Below are 19,401 nucleotides of genomic sequence, written 5' to 3'. Positions count from 1 at the left end.
CTCAGCTCATCACCTGGCGCACCAGCTTCGTGATCACCTCGCCGAAGCGCGCGACCGCTCCGTCGAGCTCGCCGCCTTCGATCACGACGTAGTGCGGGAAGCACACTTCCTCGAGCGGCCGCACCGCGACCTGCGCGCATGCGATGCCGCGACGCGAGGTGCGCCGCACGCACGTGCGCAGCGCCTCGACCGAGCACTCGGTGGGCAGGCCGTCGCTGATCATCACGATCAGCTTGGCGCGACGGGTCGATCGCGCGGCGACCTGACCGACGTAGTCGAGCGCGGCCGCGTCGTTGTTCCCGTCGGTCGCGCGCAGCGAGGTGATCGCCGACCGTCGCGCATCGCCCGCGTCGTAGACGCAGCGATCGGTGAACCCGAACGCGCGCAGATCGACGCCGCGCAGATCGCGCGCCGCCTCTGCGAGCAGCACGCCGAACGCGTGGGCGCGCTCCATCGAGGTGCCGTTCATCGAGCCCGAGCAGTCGATCAGCACGCCGAGGAAGAGGTCGGTGCGGTGGCGAAGCTCGCGCGCGATCAGCACGCGCGGATCGCCGCGGGTGACCAGCGCGCGCAGGCGCGCGACGTCGAGGCGACGACCCTGGAGGCGCATGCGCTGCGGCTCCCATCGCAGGCCGAGCTCCTCGAGGTGGCGGCGCATGCGATCGGCGTGACGGCGCACCGTGCTCGCGACCTGCTCGTGCTTTCCGGGATCGGGCGGCAGCACCTCGACGCGGGTGATCGGCGCCCACTCCTGGCTCGCGCCGACGTTGATCACGAGGGGCTGATCGCGGCCCGGCGGCGGCGCTCCGGGCGCGCTGCGCGGGGCCTCGAGCACGCGCTGCACCTCGCGCTGCACCTCGCCGTCGGTGATGCCCTCGTCGCAGTCGACGAGCTCGCCGGGGCGCGACACCGACTCCGCGCCGCCGAACCCGAGCGCGACGTCGATCTCCTGCCCGAAGATGCGATGGAGCGCCTGCGCGATCTCCCAGAGCCGCGGCACGTCGGCGTGACGGAACTTGCGATCGAAGAGCGCGAGCGCCTCGCGCACCTTGGGATCGCCGGAGCGATCCCCGAGGCCCATGCGGAGCGCGCGCACGAAGCGCGCGAACGAGTGGCCGCGCGACTCGAGCGCGCCCAGCACCGCGCCGCTCTCCACGGTGATCGCGGTGCGATCGCGCGCGATGCCGAGCTTCGTCGCGCTGAGCACCTCGAACGCGTGCGCGCCGAGGATGGAGAGCAGCAGATCGAGCCGCACGTCGTTGCGCGAGTGACGGAAGGCCCACGCCGCGAGCGTCTTCAGGCGATCGCCCCACTCGGCCTCCATCGCGCGGAGGTTGCGCTCGAGGTGCTCGTCCATGACGAGGTTGAGCAGGCGCACGAGGCCCATCTCGTCCGCTTGCTCCCAGATCGCGATCGCCTCGACGGAGCCGTGGAACACGTGGTGCCCGATCTCGTGCAGCACGAGGGCCTCGACGATCGTGCGACCGTCGCGCTCGCGCTGGAAGATCGGCAGGGGCGTCACGTGGACGTCGCCCGAGCGCATCGTCGTGTACCCGAGCTGCGAGACGTCGCTGATGTGGAAGCGGAGGACGCGCCCGGTGAGCTCGCGCGAGCGGCGCGTGCCCCACGCGAACACGTCGGCGACCTCGCGCAGCTTCGTGTCGCGGGCGCGCGACGGGACCATCAGGGCGCGCGCACGGCGTCGCGCGACCTCGTAGATCCCGTCCTCGAGCACCCGACGCAGCGCGGACTCGCGGGCGCTCGGTTGCGTGCGCAACCGTTCGAGCAGGTCGACGATCCGCGGCTCGAGCACGTGCTCGTGTCCGACGGTGAGCCCGCCCTCGGCGAGCGCCATCACCATGCCCTCGCTGATGCGCCGCACCAGCTCGGTCGGCAGCGCTTGCTCGGCGCGCAGCGCGCTCTGGATCAGGAGCGGGGCGCCGAGGCGATCCTCGTGCGCGATCAGCCACTGCGCCGCGCTCTTGCGCAGCGTCGCGAGGCGATCGGGCCCGGCGATCAGGAACGCGCGGATCCCTTCGACGCAGCGACCGAGGACCGTCGGGTCGTACGCGCGCGCCATCAGCGTCCGCACCGCGCGCGTGTACGCGTGGGGATGCGGAGAGCGCGCGAGCGCGCACGCGACCACGAGCAGGGGGCGCAGCGCCTCGAGCCGCTCGACGTCGCTCTCGCGCATCCACCCGATCGGCGGCGTCGGATCACACGCCGCGTCGAGCGCGACGTCGGCGAGATCGGCGCGACCGAGCCGCGCGAGCGACACCGCGAGCCGGAACCGCAGCTCCGCGTCGGCGCCCGCGCCGCGACGCGCGCGCACCATCGCCTCGATGACGTCGAGCGCGGCCTCCGACTCGAAGAAGTCCACCGCCGCCGCGAGCGCGCTCGCGCAGGGCACGCCGGGCTCGCGCTCGAGGAGCTGCGCGATGCGTCGCTCACCGGCGCCCGCACCGCGCAGGAGCAGCGCGAGCGCGGCCTCCTGGACCAGCGGCTCGACCGTGCCCTCGCACTCGCGCGCGAGGGCATCGAGATCGGCGAGGCTCTTGATGCGCGCGATCTCGTCGAGCTCGGTCGACGTGATGCGGGGGCGCGGCGCGCGGCGCGACGGCGCGAGGCCGCGTGCGCTCGCGATCGACACGAGCCGCTCGCGCGTGCGCTCGGGGAGATCCGGGAGCAGCGCGACGATCGCGGGCGTTCGCTCCGCGAGCAACGTCGGCGCGACCACGCCGCACGAGACGAGCAGGCGCGCCGCCATGTCGCCGAGGTCGGTGTCGAGCTCGGAGAGCGCGAGGTCGAAGAGCGCGGGCGTCGCCAGCTCCTCGAGCCGCGTGCGATCGCGCCATCGCCACATCTCCGCGACGGTCGCCACGCCGGCCCAGATCTGCTGCGCGAGGATCGGCGCGGGCAGCGTGCGCGCCGCCGCGATCGCGCCGAGCACTCCGTCGGTCCCCGCGGCGAGCCGCTCGATCAGCGCGAACGCGTGCGCCTCGAAGAGGTGCAGCCATGCGTTGGCGAGCACCGGCAGCACGTCGTGACGGCCGCGCCAGCGGCGGACCATCTCCGCGTCGAGCTCGGTGCGGAACGCGCCGGTGGGCGCGGACCAGCGCACCAGCTCGCGCGCCACCGCGGCAGGATCGTCGTGCGACGCGAGCAACGCCGCGCACACGACGGGCGAGACGATCGGACGACGCGCCGCGAGCACCGCGACGAGGCCGCGGCGTGGTGCGGTCAGCGCGGGACGCAGCGCATCGAGCAGATCGCCCGCGGTGGTCGCGTCGGCGATCCGCGCGATCTGGCGCTCGTCGAGCGAGCCCACCGTGATCGAGGAGGGATCTTCGAGGGCAGGGCGGGGCACGCGGCTCGCGGCCCACCCGCGCAGCGCGGGATCGTCGTGCTCGGCGAGCGCGTGGGCGAGCGCGAGCTCCTTCGCGAAGGGCAGGCTCGTGACGTGGCCGAGCAGCACGACCAGCGCGACGAGGCGGTGCAGCTCGAGCGAGAGCGCAGCCTCGGTCCACGGGTCGGCGCCGACGCGCCGCGCGGCGTCGCCGAGCAGATCGAGCAGCAGCGGCGAGCCCTTCGCGTCCGCGTGATCGACGAGCGCGACGAGCAGCGCGCGCAGGGCCGCGGGCGCGACCGCGACCTGCCCGCCGAGCATCTCGACCGCGCGATCGACCTTCGCCGCGGTCAGCCGTGCCTCGTCCGAGACGCGCAGCGCGTCGAGCGCGAGCGCGATCTCGATCGCGAGCGCGCCGTCGACCCCGGCGGGCAGCGTGACGTCGTCGGTCGGCGTGGCCGCGATCGCGAGCGCGACCAGGAGCGCGCGCTGCTCGGGCATCGCGCTCATCAGCGCCGGAAGGAGCGAGGGCGCACGTGCGATCAGCGGCGCTGCGCGTCGCGCATCGCTCCGGAACGCGTCGATGATCTCGCGCTCGCCGATCCGCGCGATCACGGTCGCGACGTCGACGCCGCGCGCCACCGTGAAGATCGCGGCGAGCGCTCGGAGATCGAGCGCGCCCTCGGGCGTGCGCACGAGATCGCCGCCGAGCAGCGCGTCGACGGCCTCTGCGGCGAGCGCGGGCACCGCGTCTCCGCACTGCAGTGGCCCCTCGAGCGCCGCGACGCGCAGCGCGCGAGAGAGACGGACATCGGCGAGCGCCGCGGGATAGAGCGCGCCGAGCATCGCCGCCCCGGCCGCGGGAAGCTTGCCGGTACGCCGCAGGATCGCGTAGAGCGCGGCCGCCGCGCGCCGGTGGGTGTCGGCGCGCGCGAGCAGCATCGCGCGCACGGTGCGCAGCACGCTCGCGCAGCGCGCGGGCTCCACCTCGGGGTCGAAGAAGAGCTCGATCAGCTCTTCGAGCGTGTCGTCGTGCGCGACCCCGGGATCGTCGCCGTCGAGGATCGGATCGATCTCCGCGGGGGTGCGGTAGCGAACGACGAGGAGCTCGTTGAGGAGCTGCACGCCGAGGTTCGCCTCGATCCACCCGCGCGCCCGCTCCGCGCTCATCACGCCGCTTCGGACGTGCGCGAGGATGGGCCCGATCGCGCGCGGCACGGTGGGCAACGTGACGTGGTCGGCGCACGCGGGATCGGGGAGCAGGTGCAGCTCGAGCGACTCGCAGCCGAGCGGCGGCGCGCCTGCGACGGCGGCGCGGCGCACCGCGGGATCGCGATGGAAGATCGCGAGCGCCCACGCGGCGGGCAGGCCCGCGCTCGATGCGCGCAGCGACTCGACGGCCGCGATCCGCACCGCGTCGTCGTCGTCGTCGAGCGCGTCCGCGATGCGCAGGAATCCCACGCGCCCGCGAGCGCCGGCGAGCGCGCGCACCGCAGCCACGCGCACGTCGACGTCGGGGTGCGAGAGCGCGGGCGCGAGCGCACCGAGCCACGGCGCTCGCTCCGGGATCGGCAGCGACGCGAGCGTGCGCAACGCCGGCAGATCGTCGCGATCCACCGTGCTCGTGAGCAGGCGTTGGAAGAGGAGGACGGGCACGGCGACGCCGTTCGGTTGGGAGGAGTGTGCGGGCCGGAGCCCGGTCGTACGCAAGCATCGAATCGCACGCCCCCCCGACGAGCGTGGGAGTCGCGACTGCGATGCTCGGTGTTCGTGTGGTGAGCCGCGGCTCGGAGCGCATGGGCGCTCGTGCGCTGCGGGGCATGCACGCCGTGTGGTGGACACACGACGTCGTCGAGCCGCGCGGACAGCGGAATCGTCCGCGCGGCTGCATCGCACGCCGGAGCGCGAGGGCACGAGCGCGCCTGGATCCGTAGGCGACGAAGACGCTGCGCCGTCTCGATCGCTCGAGACGACGCGCCCGAAGGTCTCCGCGGCGCGCGGCCAGAAGACCACGCGCCGGGTGGCTCGACGGAGACCGGGCGCCGCGTCCGGCCGCTCCCACCGGAGGGGCCGCTTCGATGACGCGGTGCCGCGCTCGCCGCGCCTCACGAGCGCGGAAGCGCGATCGAGAGGCGCTCAGACGAGCGCGAGAGCCAGGGGATCCAGGTGCAGCACGAGCTCCGCGACGCGGCTCACCAGACGAACGTTGCTCGAGCGAGCAACGCTCGAACGGGCAACGCTCGAACGAGCAACGTGCGGGTGCCGCTGCAGCCGATCCGAGGATCGCTGCACCCGATCACGTATGTGAGGGAGTGGGAGCGCATGCAGTGGACCTCCGTCGCGTCGGTGAGAGCAGAACGGAGCGAGTCGCAGAGTTAGCAGAGTGCCTATCGACGTGCCAGTGCGAGAATCGATCTCACGATTCCCGACTGCCACCCTTCGATTGGCACTCTCCAATCCTTCCCTCGCGGCACGCTTCGCGCTTGGTGCTCTCCGCGATGACCGACGACACGCGTGAGGGCGCCGTCCGCGCGGCGAAGATCATCGTGATCGGCCTCGGCGGGGTCGCGCTCGCGTACGTCCTCGGCGCCCCGTTGATGCGCTACGCCGCAGTCGTGGCGTGCGCGCTGCTCCTCGGCGTCGCGATGTGGGCGGTCGCCAGCGCGATCTCGCGCCGCCTGCACCTGCCCTATCGCGCGTCGCTCGGGCTCACGCTGGTCGCGCTGGTGGGGCTCGTCGTCGCGTTCTCGATGTGGACCGGCCCCCAGATCGCGGCGCAGCTCGACGACCTCGAGGTCGCGGTGCGCGACGGCGTCGAGCGCGCGCGCACGTGGATCGAGGAGACGCCGATGGCGCGTCGGATCCGGGAGCGCGTCGGCGGGATGGACGATCAGATCGCCGAGCGCTCGGGCGACATGCTGGGCTCGGTCCAGCGCGGTGTCGCGAGCGGGCTCGGCCTGCTCGCGGACACGGTGATCGTGATCTTCCTCGCGATCTTCTTCGCGGCCACGCCGGGGCGCTACGTCGAGGGTGTGCTGATGCTCGCGCCGCGCGCGCGACGCGATCGGCTGCGCGAGGTGATCCACAAGACGGTGGGCACGCTGCGCTCGTGGTTCGCCGCGCGCCTCTTCCTCATGACGGTGATCGGCGTCGCGTTCGGCGTGGGGCTCGCGCTGCTGGGCGTGCCGCTCGCGCTGCCGATCGGCGTGATCACCGGCGCGCTCGCGTTCATCCCGTTCATCGGCGCGATCCTCGCGCTGCTGCCCGCGGTCGCCGTCGCGTTCCTGCAGGGGCCCGAGAAGGCGCTGCAGGTCGTCGTGCTCTACGTCGTGATCCAGTTCCTCGAGACGAACCTGCTCGATCCCGTGGTCGAGTCGCGCGCGGTGAACCTGCCGCCCGCGCTCGTGGTGCTCGCGCAGCTCGCGACCGTCGTCTACGTCGGGCCGGTCGGCGTGCTCGTCGCGACGCCGCTGCTCGTCGTCGTCGTGGTCGCGGTCCGCATGCTCTACGTGGAAGACGTGCTGGGCGAGCCCGCGGCGCCGCATGGCGAGCGACGCGGGCTCTTCCGTTGGAAGCCGAGAGGCGCCCACCGCGAGGCGAGCGCCGCGACGTGAGTCCCTACCGGAGTGCTCGTCCCGCCGGTCCCGGAGGGGAGCGCGGGAAGCGCGCGGACGGTAGAGACCGGCGGGCGAGCCGATCTTCGTCTTGGATCAGATCGTGAGCGGACCGGTGCCGTCGTCGCCGAAGCGCGTCGAGGGGACGCCGACTGCGTTGAGCAGCGTCGTGAACAGGTTCGCGACCGGCGGGCGACCGTCGTAGACGACGTGACGACCGGTCTCCCACGCGCCGCCCGCAGTGCCGGCGACGAGGATCGGCATGTCGTCGTGGTTGTGGCGATCGCCGTCCGAGATCTCGCTCGAGAGGAAGACCGCGCAGGTGTCGAGCAGCGTGCCGCCGCCGGGCTCCTCGATGGAGTCGAGCTTCTGGAGGAAGTACGAGAAGCGCTCCATCTCCCAGCGATCGATCAGCGTCAGCTTGCGGTGGTTCTCGGCGTTGCCCTGGTGGTGCGAGAGGCTGTGGTGCCCGTCGCCGATGCCGAGGAACGGATAGCTCCTGTTGCTGCCCGCGTTCGCCATCATGAACGTGATGACGCGCGTGAGATCGCACTGCATCGCGATCGCCTGCAGGTCGCTCATCACGTCGATTCGCGCGGTGAGATCGAGGTCCTCCGCGGGGCGCCCCGGGACCTCGCACACCAGCGTCTCCTCCGACGAGATGCGCAGCTCCACCTCGCGCACCGCCGTGAGGTACTCGTCGAGCTTGCGCTGATCGGTGGTGCCGAGGCGCGGGCGCAGCGAATTCGCGTCCTCGAGCGCGACGTCGAGCACGCTCGTGCGGTACGCGCGGCGGCGCTCGATCTCGGCGAGCGACGCGGTGGGATCGAAGCCGTCGAACAGGCGATCGAACACCGCGCGCACGTCGGTCATCTTCGGCATCGGCGTCTGCGGTCCGCTCCAGCTCACGTTGCGCGCGTACGCGCACGAGTAGCCGGAGTCGCATCCGCCCGCGGGCCCACCGCCGTCGATGCCGAGCTCGAGCGACGCGAAGCGCGTGCACGATCCGAGGTGCGTCGCCGCGACCTGGTCCATCGAGACGCCGTTGCGGATGTCGGAGCCCTCGGTCTTCACCACGTGGGTCGCGGTGATGAACGAGCCGGTGCCCGCGGCGTGATCACCCGGGCCGTCGGGGCGCGCCGGCATGTTCGCGATGCCGGTCAGCACGTTCATCTTCCCGCGCACCGGCTCGAGCGGCTGGAGGATCTCCGGCAGCGCGAAGTCGCGTCCCGTCGACGTCGGGCGCCACGCGGCCATGTGGATGCCGCAGGGCACGTACCACGCGAGCAGCCGCTTCGGCGTCTCGCACGACGCGTGATCCGCGTGCGCGGTGCCACGTCCTTCGAGCATCCGCACCGCCGAGGGGAGGAACGGCAGCGCGATCGCCGCGCCCGCACCGCCGAGGAAGAACCGGCGCCCCAGCTTCTTCTTGCTCCACGCCGACATCACTCGTCCTCCGCGCCGTGATCGGCGCCACGCATGCGGAACGGGGGGCTCGTCACGATCTCGAGGACCAGCGCGCGCAGCGTCCCGCCGTTCGCGAGCATGTCCTCGGTGAGCAGGTCGACCCACGCTTCGTCGCTGCGGTGCTCGACACCGCGGCCGAGCGCGTAGGTCATCATCTGGCGCGTCACGCAGCGCGGGAAGCGCGGGTCGCTCGAGATCATCGCGCCGAGCTCGCTCGCGCCGGTGAAGTCGCCGAAGCCCGGCAGGAGCCCGCTGTCGTCGATCGCGCCGTCGTTGTCGGTCTCGCGATAACGACCGATCGCGTCGTAGCGCTCGAGGCCGAAGCCGATCGGATCCATCACCGAGTGGCACGACGCGCAGACCGGATCGCTGCGGTGCCGCTCGAAGCGCTCGCGCAGCGTCTCGCCCTCGCGCGGCTCGGTCGCCTCGAGCCCTTCGACGCCGGGCGGCGGGGGCGGCGGCGGCGAGCAGAGGATCTGCTCGAGCACCCACACACCACGCTTCACCGGCGAGGTGCGGTTCGGCTGCGAGGTCACGGCGAGCACACCGGCGCGCGAGAGGAGGCCCGCGCTGCGCGTGTCGGGGAGCATCACCCGCGCGAAGCCCTGCTCGTCGCGCGTCGCGTCGGTCGGGATCTCGACGCCGTAGTGCGCGGCGAGGCGATCGTCGACGAACCCGAAGCCCGCGGTGAGCATCTCCTCGACCGGCCGATCCTCCTCGAGGAACGCCGCGAAGAAGCGCTCCATCTCGCCCTGCGCCGAGCGCGCGAGATCGGGCGTCCACTCGGGGAACGTCGCGTCGTCGGCGTCGTGCTCGGGGACGAGGCGCGTGTAGAGCCACTGCCCCGCGAAGTCGTCGACCAGCGAGCGCGCGCGGTCGTCGTCGAGCATGCGCTCGGCCTGCGCGCGCAGGATCGTCTCGTCGTGGAGCCCGCCCTCTTCCGCGAGGTCGAGCAGCTCGTCGTCGGGCGCGCTCGCCCAGAGGAAGTAGGAGAGGCGCGACGCGAGCTCGTAGTCCGAGACGCGCTCGGGGCCGGTGACCGCGGGATCGTCGAGCTCGACGCGGTAGAGGAAGTGCGGCGAGATCAACGTCGCGATCAGCGCGAGGCGGACGCCCTCGGGCCAGCCGTCGCCGTGCATCTGCGCGATCGTGTTCATCCCGAGCAGTCGGGTGAGCTCGGGCTCGGTCGCGGGGCGGCGCCACGCGCGGCGGGTGAACGCGGTGAGGATGGTGCGCGCGCACGCTTCACCGCCCGTCGCGGCGTCGCACGTCAGGATGCGCTCGCGGCCCGGACCGGGCGCTTCGGTCGTGCCGAGCGCCTCGTCGATCCACTCCTCCGCGCTGCTCGCGAGCAGCTCGACGTGGAGCGCCGAGGTCGAGAGCACGTCGCCGTTGTTGTCGTAGCCGTAGCCACGATCGTCGGCGGGGAAGTCGGTGCTGACCGGGTGCTCGAGGCCGAGCAGGTCGCGGACCGTGTGGTCGAGCTCGCTCCGGTTGAGCCGGCGCATGGTCACGCGACCCGGCTCGGCGGGGACCGTGGGGCCACCTGGACCGCTCGGGCCGTCTGGACCCCAGCCGTCGACCGTGCCGGGACCGCTGCCGCGTGGATCGAGCAGCGACCCGTCGCACGCGGCGAGCGAGAGCACCGCGAGCGCGGTGAGGGAGCGAAAGCGCATGTCGCACGCGCCTTCGCAAGGGAAGTGCCGTAACGGAACGTCGCGAATTCTGGGGGATCACGAGGCGCGGGAACAGAACGCGCTCCGCTCCGGTGGGGTCTGGCGCGTCCAGCGCGTCGCGATCCACCCCTCGGGGTGATGGTCGGCCGGCCCCGGCTGGGCGCAATGTCCAGGGGTCGCCGTATCGACAGTTGATGTCCCGAGCCGAGCGGCGAAGCGGCCCGTCGACCCCCGTCGACGGGCCGATTTGTTTGCCAGCTCGCGAATCGTTGGTGCTCCAACGATCGCCCCTCTCTTGACACGCTGCGTCAAGCGTTTTACGCCGTCGCGGTCGTGCGCTGAACCGCGATTCATTCGCCGTCTCGGGTTTCGGTGCGCGCTCCTTTCTCATCGGTGGAGGACGCATGGCCAGGGGAACGAACGGAAACGGCACGCGCGTGGCGGTCGTCGCGGGGCTGCGAACCCCGTTCGCGAAGCAGAGCTCGGCGTACAAGAACATGTCCGCGCTCGAGCTCGGGCAGGCGGTCGTGAACGAGCTGCTGGTGCGCACCGGCGTGTCGCCGAGCGAGATCCAGCAGGTCGTGTACGGGCAGGTGCTGCCCTCGATCGCCGCGCCGAACATCGCGCGCGAGATCGTGCTCGGCACGGGCATGCCCCGGAACATCGAGGCCTTCAGCGTCAGCCGCGCCTGCGCGACGAGCTACCAGAGCACGGTCAGCATCGCCGAGGCGATCCTCACCGGCGCGATCGACTGCGGCGTGAGCGGCGGCGCGGACAGCTCGACCGACGTGCCGATCACGGTGAGCAAGAAGCTCAGCGCGGCGCTGCTCGACGCGAGCAAGGCGAAGTCGCTCGGCGAGCGCCTCAAGGCGTTCAGCAAGCTCTCGCCGAAGGATCTCGTCCCGGTGCCGCCCGCGATCGTCGAGTACTCGACGGGCCTCTCGATGGGCGAGAGCGCGGAGAAGATGGCGAAGGAGAACCACATCTCCCGCGCCGCGCAGGACGAGCTCGCGCACCAGTCGCACACCAAGGCCGCGAACGCCTGGAAGCAGGGCTGGCTCGCCGACGAGGTGATGACCGTCTACGTGCAGAACGGGAAGGGCCTCGAGCCGTACGGGAAGGACAACCTCGTGCGCGACGAGAGCAAGCTCGAGAGCTACTCGAAGCTGAAGCCCGCGTTCGACCGCAAGTACGGCACGATCACCGCGGGCAACGCGTCGCCGCTCACCGACGGCGCGAGCGCGCTGATCCTGATGCGCGAGGACAAGGCGAAGGCGCTCGGCCTCACGCCGCTCGGCTACATCAAGAGCTACGCGTTCGCGGCGCTCGATCCGCGCGGGCAGATGCTGATGGGCCCGAGCTACGCGACGCCGATCGCGCTCGACCGCGCGGGGATCAAGCTGAAGGACCTCGACGTGATCGACATGCACGAGGCCTTCGCGGCGCAGGTGCTCTCGAACACGCAGGCGTTCGCGAGCAAGAAGTTCGCGGAGGAGAAGCTCGGTCGCAGCGAGGCGCTCGGCGAGATCGATCCTTCGAAGTTCAACCCGACGGGCGGCTCGATCGCGATCGGTCACCCGTTCGCCGCGACCGGCGCGCGGCAGATCACCCAGACGCTGCGCGAGCTCAAGCGGCGCGGCGGGAACCTCGGTCTCGTCACCGCGTGCGCGGCGGGCGGGATCGGCGCGGCGATGATCCTGGAGGTCAACTGACATGGCGAGCGACGCACTCTCGATCGAGAAGCGCGACGGCGGTGTGGTCGTGCTGCGCATGGACGTCCCGGGCGAGCCGGTGAACACGCTCAAGGCGTCGTTCGCCGAGGACTTCGCGCGGGTGTTCGACGAGCTCGAGCGCGACACGAGCGTGAAGGCGATCGTGTTCACGTCGGGCAAGAAGAGCGGCTTCATCGCCGGCGCCGACATCACGATGCTGCAGAAGGCGAAGACCGATCGCGAGGCCGCGGAGCTCTCGCGCGCCGGTCAGCGCGCGCTCGATCGCATCGCGACGTTCCGTGCGCCGGTGGTCGCGGCGATCCACGGCGCGGCGCTCGGCGGTGGGCTCGAGGTCGCGATGGCGTGCCACGCGCGCGTCGCGAGCGACGATCCGAAGACGAAGCTCGGCCTGCCCGAGGTGCAGCTCGGTCTGCTGCCCGGCGCGGGCGGAACCCAGCGCCTTCCGCGCCTCGTGCCGATCCAGACGGCGCTCGACATGCTGCTCACCGGCAAGCAGCTCGACGCGAAGAAGGCGAAGAAGGTCGGGCTCGTCGACGAGGTGGTGCCCGAGGCGATCCTGCTCGAGGTCGCGTGTCAGCGCGCGCTCGCGCTCGCGGAGAAGGGCACCGGACCGCGCAGCGCGGCGCCGAAGGGCCCGAAGCTCGAGGGCGCGGAGAAGCTGCAGGAGGCCGCGCTCACCAAGACGCCGCTCGGCCGTCGCTTCCTCTTCGATCAGGCGAAGAAGCAGCTGCTGAGCAAGACGCGCGGCAACTATCCGGGCCCGGAGCGCATCCTCGAGGTCGTCGAGAAGGGCCTCGACAAGGGCTTCGAGGCGGGGCTCGAGGCGGAGGCGGTCGCGTTCGGCGAGCTCGTGGTGTCGCCGCAGGCGGCGCAGCTGATGAGCATCTTCTTCGCGACGAACGCGCTGAAGAAGGACACCGGCGTCGACGATCCGAGCGTGCAGCCGCACGAGGTGCACAAGGTCGGGATGCTGGGCGCGGGCCTCATGGGCGCGGGCATCGCGTACGTGACGGCGAACAGCGCGAAGATCCCGGTGCGCCTGAAGGACAAGGACGCAGAGGGCGTCGCGCGCGGCCTCTCGTACGTGAAGAACCTCGTCGACCAGAAGGTGAAGCGGAAGCGCCTCACGGTGCGCGAGGCGGGCGAGCAGCTCTCGTACGTCACCGGCACGACGGGCTACGACGGCCTGCGCGGCGCGGACGTGGTGGTCGAGGCGGTGTTCGAGGATCTCGCGCTCAAGCACCGTGTCCTGATGGACGTCGAGCGCGAGTGCGGGCCGCAAACGATCTTCGCGTCGAACACGTCGTCGATCCCGATCGGCGAGATCGCGAAGGCGAGCACGCACCCCGAGACCGTGATCGGCATGCACTACTTCTCGCCGGTCGAGAAGATGCCGCTGCTCGAGATCATCGTGACGCCGAAGACCGCGCCGTGGGTGACCGCGACGTGCGTCGAGATCGGCAAGAAGCAGGGCAAGACCGTCATCGTGGTGAACGACGGCGTCGGCTTCTACACGTCGCGCATCCTCGGGCCGATGATGAACGAGGCCGCGTTCATCCTCGCCGAGGGCGTGAAGGTCGAGGACATCGACGACGCGCTGATGGACTTCGGGTTCCCCGTCGGTCCGATCACGCTGCTCGACGAGGTCGGCATCGACGTCGGCGAGAAGGTCGGGCACATCATGCACGCCGCGTTCGGCGATCGCATGAAGCCGCCGGCGGGCTTCGAGAAGCTGCTCGCGGACAAGCGCTTCGGTCGCAAGAACGGGCGCGGCTTCTACCTCTACGGCGACAAGAAGAAGAAGGGGAAGAAGCAGGTCGACGAGACGGTGTACGGCGTGCTCGGTCTCACCCCCGGCAAGAAGCTGCCGAAGGACGAGATCGCGCAGCGCTGCGCGCTGCAGTTCGTGAACGAGGCGTGCCTCTGCTACGGCGAGGGCATCCTCCGCAGCGCGCGCGACGGAGACATCGGCGCGATCTTCGGGCTCGGCTTCCCGCCCTTCCGTGGTGGGCCGTTCCGCTACGTCGACACGGTGGGCGCGAAGGAGATCGTGCGCCGGCTCGAGCGCTTCCGCGATCGGCTGGGCAATCGGTTCGCGCCGGCGCCGGTGCTCGTCGACATGGCGAAGACGGGCAAGACGTTCCACGGCGAGAACGCGGTCGCGCCCGGGCAGCACAAGGTCGCCGCGCAGGGCGCAGGGCTCGGCGCGGTGGCCTGAGGGCCGCGAGCGAGGATCCACCGCAGAGGGCCACGGGAGGGCCGCAGAGAGATTCGACCGTACGTCGTTCTCTCGGCGGCCCTCTGTGATCTCTGCGGTCGGATTTCGATTTCTCGACGCGGACCCGATCAGTCCTCGTCGTCGGGCAGCGTGTCGGCGCCGGCGTACACGTCGGCGATCGCCAGCGTGGTCGCGGTGCCGGGGAGCTCGACGACACCTTCGCGCACGAGCGACACGAGCCAGCGCGAGCCATCGACACGACGGTGGTGCTCGACGAGCCGCTCGCGCGGATGGACGAACACGATCTCGGCGATCGGCTCGGTCGCGCGGTAATGCGCGAGCTTCGCGGTGAGGTCGTGGGCCTCGGTCGACTCCGAGAGCACCTCGACGACGAGCTCGGGGTTGAGCAGCGTCTGCGGGCGCGGGGGCTCGAAGCGCGGAGCGCAGGAGACGACGACGTCGGGGTAGACCCAGGCGCGGGTGGTCGCGAGGCGGACGCGCTGATCGGCCGCGGCCACGAAGCAGCCGCGCGGGGCGAGCTGGGTGCGCAGGGCAGACGCGACGTTCAGCGCGATCTGGTTGTGGCGCGGGGACGCGCCCGCCATCGCGACCGCGACGCCATCGTAGTACTCGGTCTTGCGCTCCGACCCGGAGTCGAGGGCGAAGTACTCCTCGGGCGTGATGCGCGGCGCGGGCGAGGCCATTCGTCAAGCGTACGGCGCTCGCCGTGCGGGTTCCATCGGGTGCCGTCACGGGTCCGGCGGGGTCCGGCCAATAAGCATGCATGAGAGGTCTCTGGTCGCTCGCCGCGCTCGTGCTGCTCGCCGCGTGCTCGTCACGTCCGCTCGCGACCTCCGACGGAGGAACCGGCGACGGCGGGCCCCCGGTCGACGCCGGTCCCCGCGAGTGCACGGTCGACTCCGACTGCGACGACGGCGTCGCGTGCAGCGTCGAGATCTGTGCCGAGGGGCTCTGCCGCTGGCACCTCGACCACGCATCGTGCGCCGACGACGTGTTCTGCGACGGAGCGGAGCGCTGCGATCCGGTCGACGGCTGCATCGAAGGGCGGCGCGAGAGCTGCGACGACGGCGATGTCTGCACCGTCGATCGCTGCGACGAGAGCGCAGCGAGCTGCACGCACGCTGCGCGCGATCTCGACGACGACGGCGACGTCGACATGTTCTGCGACGGGGGCAACGACTGCGACGACTCGGATCCCACGGTGTCGTCGGGCACCGAGGAGCGCTGCGGGAACCGCCGCGACGACGACTGCGACGGAGACGTCGACGAGGACGTGTGCGCGACCGCGCCGCACGACACGTGCGCCGATCCGCTCGACGTCTCGGCGGGTGGAACCTTCGCGGTCGAGGCGCGCGAGCTGCGCGGCGACTACCTCGGCTGCGGCATCGTCGAGTGCCGCGACTTCGTCGCGCGCTTCACGATCGGCGAGGAGCGCGACGTCGAGATCATCGCGGCCGATCCCGGTGACGACTGGGCCTACACCGAGGTCGCGCTGCGGCGCGGCTGCGACGACGCGACGACCGAGATCGACGACGTGACCGGCTTCCCCGCGACGATGCGGTATCGCGCGCTGGAAGCGGGCACCTATTACGTGCTCGCGGGCGCCGAGCGGAACTTCGGCTCGGGCTCGACCGATCAGCTCACGCTCGACGTGACGTTCTCGCCGGCGACCGATCCGCCGACGAACGAGGCGTGCGCGACCGCGCTCGACGTGGGCGGGGGCGGGACGTTCACCGCGGACTTCATCGACACGAAGGACGACCTCGCGCTCGGCTGCGGCGACGACGACTGGCCCGAGCTCGTGTACGCGATCACCACCGGTGCTCGTCGAGATCTCCGGGTGACGCTCGACGGTCACGCGCGGCTCGGGCTCTCGGTACGCAGCGCGTGCGGCGACACGAGCTCGGCGCTCGGATGCGTGGTGCTCGAGCCCTTCGACGATCGCGTGCAGGTCTTCCCCGATCTGCCCGCGGGCACCTACTACGTCGTGCTCGAGCTGCGCAGCATCCCCGAGGCGATCGCGCAGATCACGATCGAGACGCTCGCGCCGAGCACGGCGCGCGCAGGGCTCGCGGTGGAGGGCCGCTAGAGCTCGTCGAGCAGCGCGCGCACTTCACGGGTGAGCTCGGTTCGGCCGTCGCCGACGAGGCGCAGCACGATCAGCAATGCGCGGCGTGCTTCACGAGCCTGACCGAGATCCGCGAGGACGCGGCCGAGCACGTACTGCGCTTCCCACGTGCTCGCCGCGTGCTGCACCGCGATGGACGCGTTCGCGGCGGCGCCCTGCAGATCGCCGCTCGCGTGGAGGAGCTGCGCGATCACGATGCGCTCCGCGACCCCGAGATCGCTGCGCCCCGAGAGCGCGGTCGAGATCGCACGCGCGCTCTCGACGTCGTTCTGCGCGAGCGCGAGGAAGCCGCGTGCCCGCAGAACCCGCGCCGTGCCGGGCGCGATGAGCTCCGCTTCGCGGATCGCACGCTCCCTCGCCGTGCCCTCGGCGAGCGTCGCGCGCAGCAGCAGCGCATCGGCGCGGGCCCGGGGATCGCGCGCCGCCTCCGCGATGTGCACGCGCGCGCGCTCCTGCGCGTCCGCACGGCCCGACCTCAGCAGCAGCGTCGCCCACGTGACGTGCGCCGCGCCCGGCGAGAGCGGCTCGACGACGGGCCGAGCGATCACCGGCGGCCGGTAGGGCGCGCGGAGCACCGTGCGATCGGTGGCCCACATGTGGCCCTCGAGCATGATGTCCAACGGGAAGTCCTCGAACGCGCGCGCGAACGCCTCGCGCTCGTCCACGAGGCCGAGCTCCAGCGCGCCGAGGTACTCGCGGAAGCGCGCGCGCAGCTCGAGATCCGTGCCCAGCCGCATCATGTGCACGAGCGCCCACGCGCCGACGTAGTTGCCGAACCGCGAGCCGTCGCCCGTGCCGTGCCCGGTCGGGTCGTAGAACGCGCTCGGCGTCATCGCGACGAGCTCGGTCGCGCTGGGCACGCGCTCCGGAGGGACGTCGGCGTAGGTGCGCCCGTGCGATCGGAACATGAACGTGTGCTGCACGTCGCGGATGCGGAAGCGCGCGGTGCCGAGGACGATCGAGTCGTCCTCGACGCGCATCGTCTCGAAGAATTCCGCGAGCCCTTCGTGCAGCCAGGGCGGCGCCTCCGGGTAACACGTCGCGACGAAGCGATGCGTCAGCTCGTGGACGAAGAGATCGGGGAGGCTGTTCTCGCGGGCCGCCGGAGCCGAGATCACGACGCGGGCGGGAACGGCGTAGGGCGAGTCGTACGAGCCGTCCGCGAAGAAGCCCAGGGACTCGCGCGGGGCGATCTCGTCGTACTCGCCGTCGCGCGCGAGGATGACCACCTCGGTCGTGTCGTCGCCGCGCGCACAGTCGGGAAACCAATGCGCGAGCGCGAGGTGGAAGTCCTCGAGAAGCCAGGCGTGCTCGACCGCGCGTTCGACGTTCGCGTCCGACGTCAGCCGCACGTGCGCGGTGGTGATCGTGTGCCAGTCGTTCCCGCGCGCTGCGGGTCCGCGCACACATCCGGAGGCTGCGACGAAGAGAGCGAGGACGAGCAACGAGCGCGCGGGGCGCGCTGGGGGACGGCACATCGGGCGCGACGATAGCGCGCCGCGCGCGCGCGGCGATGCGCGCGTGCGCACACGGATGAGGTACCTTCGCGCGCCTCGGAGGAGCGCATGCCGGTGAGCGATGGGGAGTGGAGCGACTGGCTCGGACAGCAACGCGTCGCATGCGAGGTGCGGCGGCCCGCGAAGGTCGACGCGGTGTTCGAGGCGGTCGAGGAGGCGGTCAGGACGAACCGTCGCATCCGCGCCGTGGGCTCGGGCCACTCGACCTCCGACGTCGCGCGTCCGCCTTCGGACGCGATCCTCCTCTCGCTCGAGCACCTCGCGCTCGACGACGCCGACTGGAAGACGTGGCTGAAGGGCGATCTCGCGCTGGTCGAGCCGCGGGTGCGACCCGGCGAGCAGCTCGTGCGCGTCTCGTCGGGACAGACGATCCGCGCGCTCAACCTCGATCTCGCGAAGCGCCGTCTCGCGATGCCGAACCTCGGCTCCTACGACGGACAGTCGATCTACGGCGCGATCGCGACGGGCACCCACGGCACCGGGCTCGGCTTCGGACCGCTCGCGGATCTCGTCTCGTCGATCGAGATGATCGGCGTCGAGGACGCGGGGCGCCCGGTGGTGCGGCACTGGCGCATCGAGCCGACGAACGGGATCACCGATCGCGATCGGTTCTATGGCTCGAGCCAGCGCGGGCGCATGTCGCTCGTGCAGGACGACGAGGTGTTCCGCAGCGTCGTCGTCGGGCTCGGGTGCTTCGGCATCGTCACCGCGATCACGCTGCGCGTGGTGCCCGCGTTCCAGCTGCGCGAGACGTGCGAGGTCGTGCCGTGGTCGTCGCTCAAGTCGACGCTCGTGTCGCGCGCGCGATCGACGCCCTGGCTCGACGTGACGATGCTGCCCGAGCGCCTCGACGGCGAGCACTGGTGCCAGGTGACGGTGCGCGAGAAGCGCCCCGCGCTCCCCCACCACGTGCCGCTGACCGAGCTCCCGCCGCGCGGCGACGCGCGGATCCGCGAGGCGCGCACGCGCGAAGGGAAGGAGCAGTCGGAGCTGGTGTGCTGCGCGCTCGCCGCGGGCCCGCTCGGGACGCGCATCGCGACCCAGAAGCTGCGCGAGCTCTTCCGCGAGGACGCGACGCGCACGATCGAGAGCGAGAGCTACGTCGTGTTCCGCACCAGCGTGGGCGATTGGATCCCGGCGACGTCGAGCGAGATCGGGGTCGACGTGGGCCGCAGCGTGGCGGCGATCGACGCGACGATCGCGCACCTCGACGCGATGGCCTCGCGCGGCTTCTTCCACGTCTCGCCGCTCGGCATCCGCTTCTCTCGCGCGTCGTCGCACTACCTCGCGATGCAATACGGCCGCGACACCTGCACCATCGAGGCGCCGATCCCGGTGGGCAACGTCAACGTGCACGCGATCGGATCGGCGACCGCCGCCGATGCCGCGCCGATCATCCTCGGCTCGTTCGAGCGCACGCTGATCGATCCGCGCTTCGAGGGACGACCACACTGGGGCCAGCGTCACACCGTGTCGGGTGGATTCCTGCTCCGGTACCCGAAGGGTCCGAGCTGGGCACGGCAGCTCGCGCGGTTCAACCGATTCGGGCTGTTCGACAACGCGTTCACCGGGCGCATGGCGCTCCGTCGCTGACTCACGTTCGCTCCATGCGGCCGCAAACGATCCATCGATGCCGCGCCTCGTGTATCTTCGCGGCGGGGACGGAAGCAGAGTGAGTGAG

Annotated in this window: 10 protein-coding genes; 5 read left to right on the top strand and 5 right to left on the bottom strand. The window is 71.7% G+C overall.

The window, feature by feature from the left end; all coding sequences use genetic code 11:
- Window position 1: 1 nt before the first annotated feature.
- Entirely contained in the window at window positions 2-5,002 is a 5,001-nt protein-coding gene (locus I5071_RS22395; protein ID WP_236607555.1) for a vWA domain-containing protein, read from the bottom strand.
- An 842-nt stretch (window positions 5,003-5,844) separates the two neighbouring features.
- Here I5071_RS22395 and I5071_RS22390 point away from each other — a divergent pair.
- A complete protein-coding gene (locus I5071_RS22390; protein ID WP_236607554.1) occupies window positions 5,845-6,960 on the top strand; it encodes an AI-2E family transporter in 1,116 nt (371 codons plus the stop codon).
- 96 nt (window positions 6,961-7,056) lie between these two features.
- On the opposite strand, the gene I5071_RS22385 is transcribed toward I5071_RS22390, so the two are convergent.
- Both I5071_RS22385 and I5071_RS22380 read right to left on the bottom strand, forming a co-directional pair.
- Entirely contained in the window at window positions 7,057-8,406 is a 1,350-nt protein-coding gene (locus I5071_RS22385; RefSeq protein WP_236607553.1) for a DUF1552 domain-containing protein, read from the bottom strand.
- Complete coding sequence (locus tag I5071_RS22380; protein ID WP_236607552.1) at window positions 8,406-10,103, bottom strand: DUF1592 domain-containing protein; 1,698 nt, start codon at window positions 10,101-10,103, stop codon at window positions 8,406-8,408. Before I5071_RS22380 ends, I5071_RS22385 begins: the two co-directional genes overlap by 1 nt.
- A 404-nt stretch (window positions 10,104-10,507) precedes the next feature.
- On the opposite strand from I5071_RS22380, the gene fadI reads away from it, so the two are divergent.
- Together fadI and fadJ are read left to right on the top strand one after the other, a co-directional pair.
- The gene (gene fadI / locus I5071_RS22375) at window positions 10,508-11,815 is read left to right on the top strand and encodes an acetyl-CoA C-acyltransferase FadI (RefSeq protein ID WP_236607551.1); all 1,308 of its coding nucleotides are present in this window, start codon (window positions 10,508-10,510) and stop codon (window positions 11,813-11,815) included.
- A 1-nt stretch (window position 11,816) separates the two neighbouring features.
- Window positions 11,817-14,054, top strand: coding sequence for a fatty acid oxidation complex subunit alpha FadJ (gene fadJ / locus I5071_RS22370; protein ID WP_236607550.1), 2,238 nt, complete (start codon window positions 11,817-11,819; stop codon window positions 14,052-14,054).
- A 128-nt stretch (window positions 14,055-14,182) separates the two neighbouring features.
- On the opposite strand, the gene I5071_RS22365 is transcribed toward fadJ, so the two are convergent.
- On the bottom strand, window positions 14,183-14,758 hold the full coding sequence (locus tag I5071_RS22365) for a Uma2 family endonuclease (RefSeq protein ID WP_236607549.1): 576 nt from the start codon (window positions 14,756-14,758) through the stop codon (window positions 14,183-14,185).
- Between the two features lie 80 nt (window positions 14,759-14,838).
- Between I5071_RS22365 and I5071_RS22360 the strand changes: the two genes are divergently transcribed.
- Window positions 14,839-16,164: a MopE-related protein gene (locus tag I5071_RS22360; protein ID WP_236607548.1), complete on the top strand. Its 1,326-nt coding sequence runs from the start codon at window positions 14,839-14,841 to the stop codon at window positions 16,162-16,164.
- Here I5071_RS22360 and I5071_RS22355 read toward each other — a convergent pair.
- On the bottom strand, window positions 16,161-17,813 hold the full coding sequence (locus tag I5071_RS22355; RefSeq protein WP_236607547.1) for a hypothetical protein: 1,653 nt from the start codon (window positions 17,811-17,813) through the stop codon (window positions 16,161-16,163). The genes I5071_RS22360 and I5071_RS22355 overlap by 4 nt on opposite strands.
- Between I5071_RS22355 and I5071_RS22350 the strand changes: the two genes are divergently transcribed.
- Complete coding sequence (locus I5071_RS22350) at window positions 17,775-19,313, top strand: FAD-binding protein (protein WP_236607546.1); 1,539 nt, start codon at window positions 17,775-17,777, stop codon at window positions 19,311-19,313. The two genes, I5071_RS22355 and I5071_RS22350, sit on opposite strands and share 39 nt — an antisense overlap.
- Window positions 19,314-19,401 lie beyond the last annotated feature (88 nt).

Source organism: Sandaracinus amylolyticus (genome assembly GCF_021631985.1).
GTDB lineage: Bacteria > Myxococcota_A > Polyangia > Polyangiales > Sandaracinaceae > Sandaracinus > Sandaracinus amylolyticus_A.
This window is presented reverse-complemented; position numbering and strand designations above follow the sequence as displayed.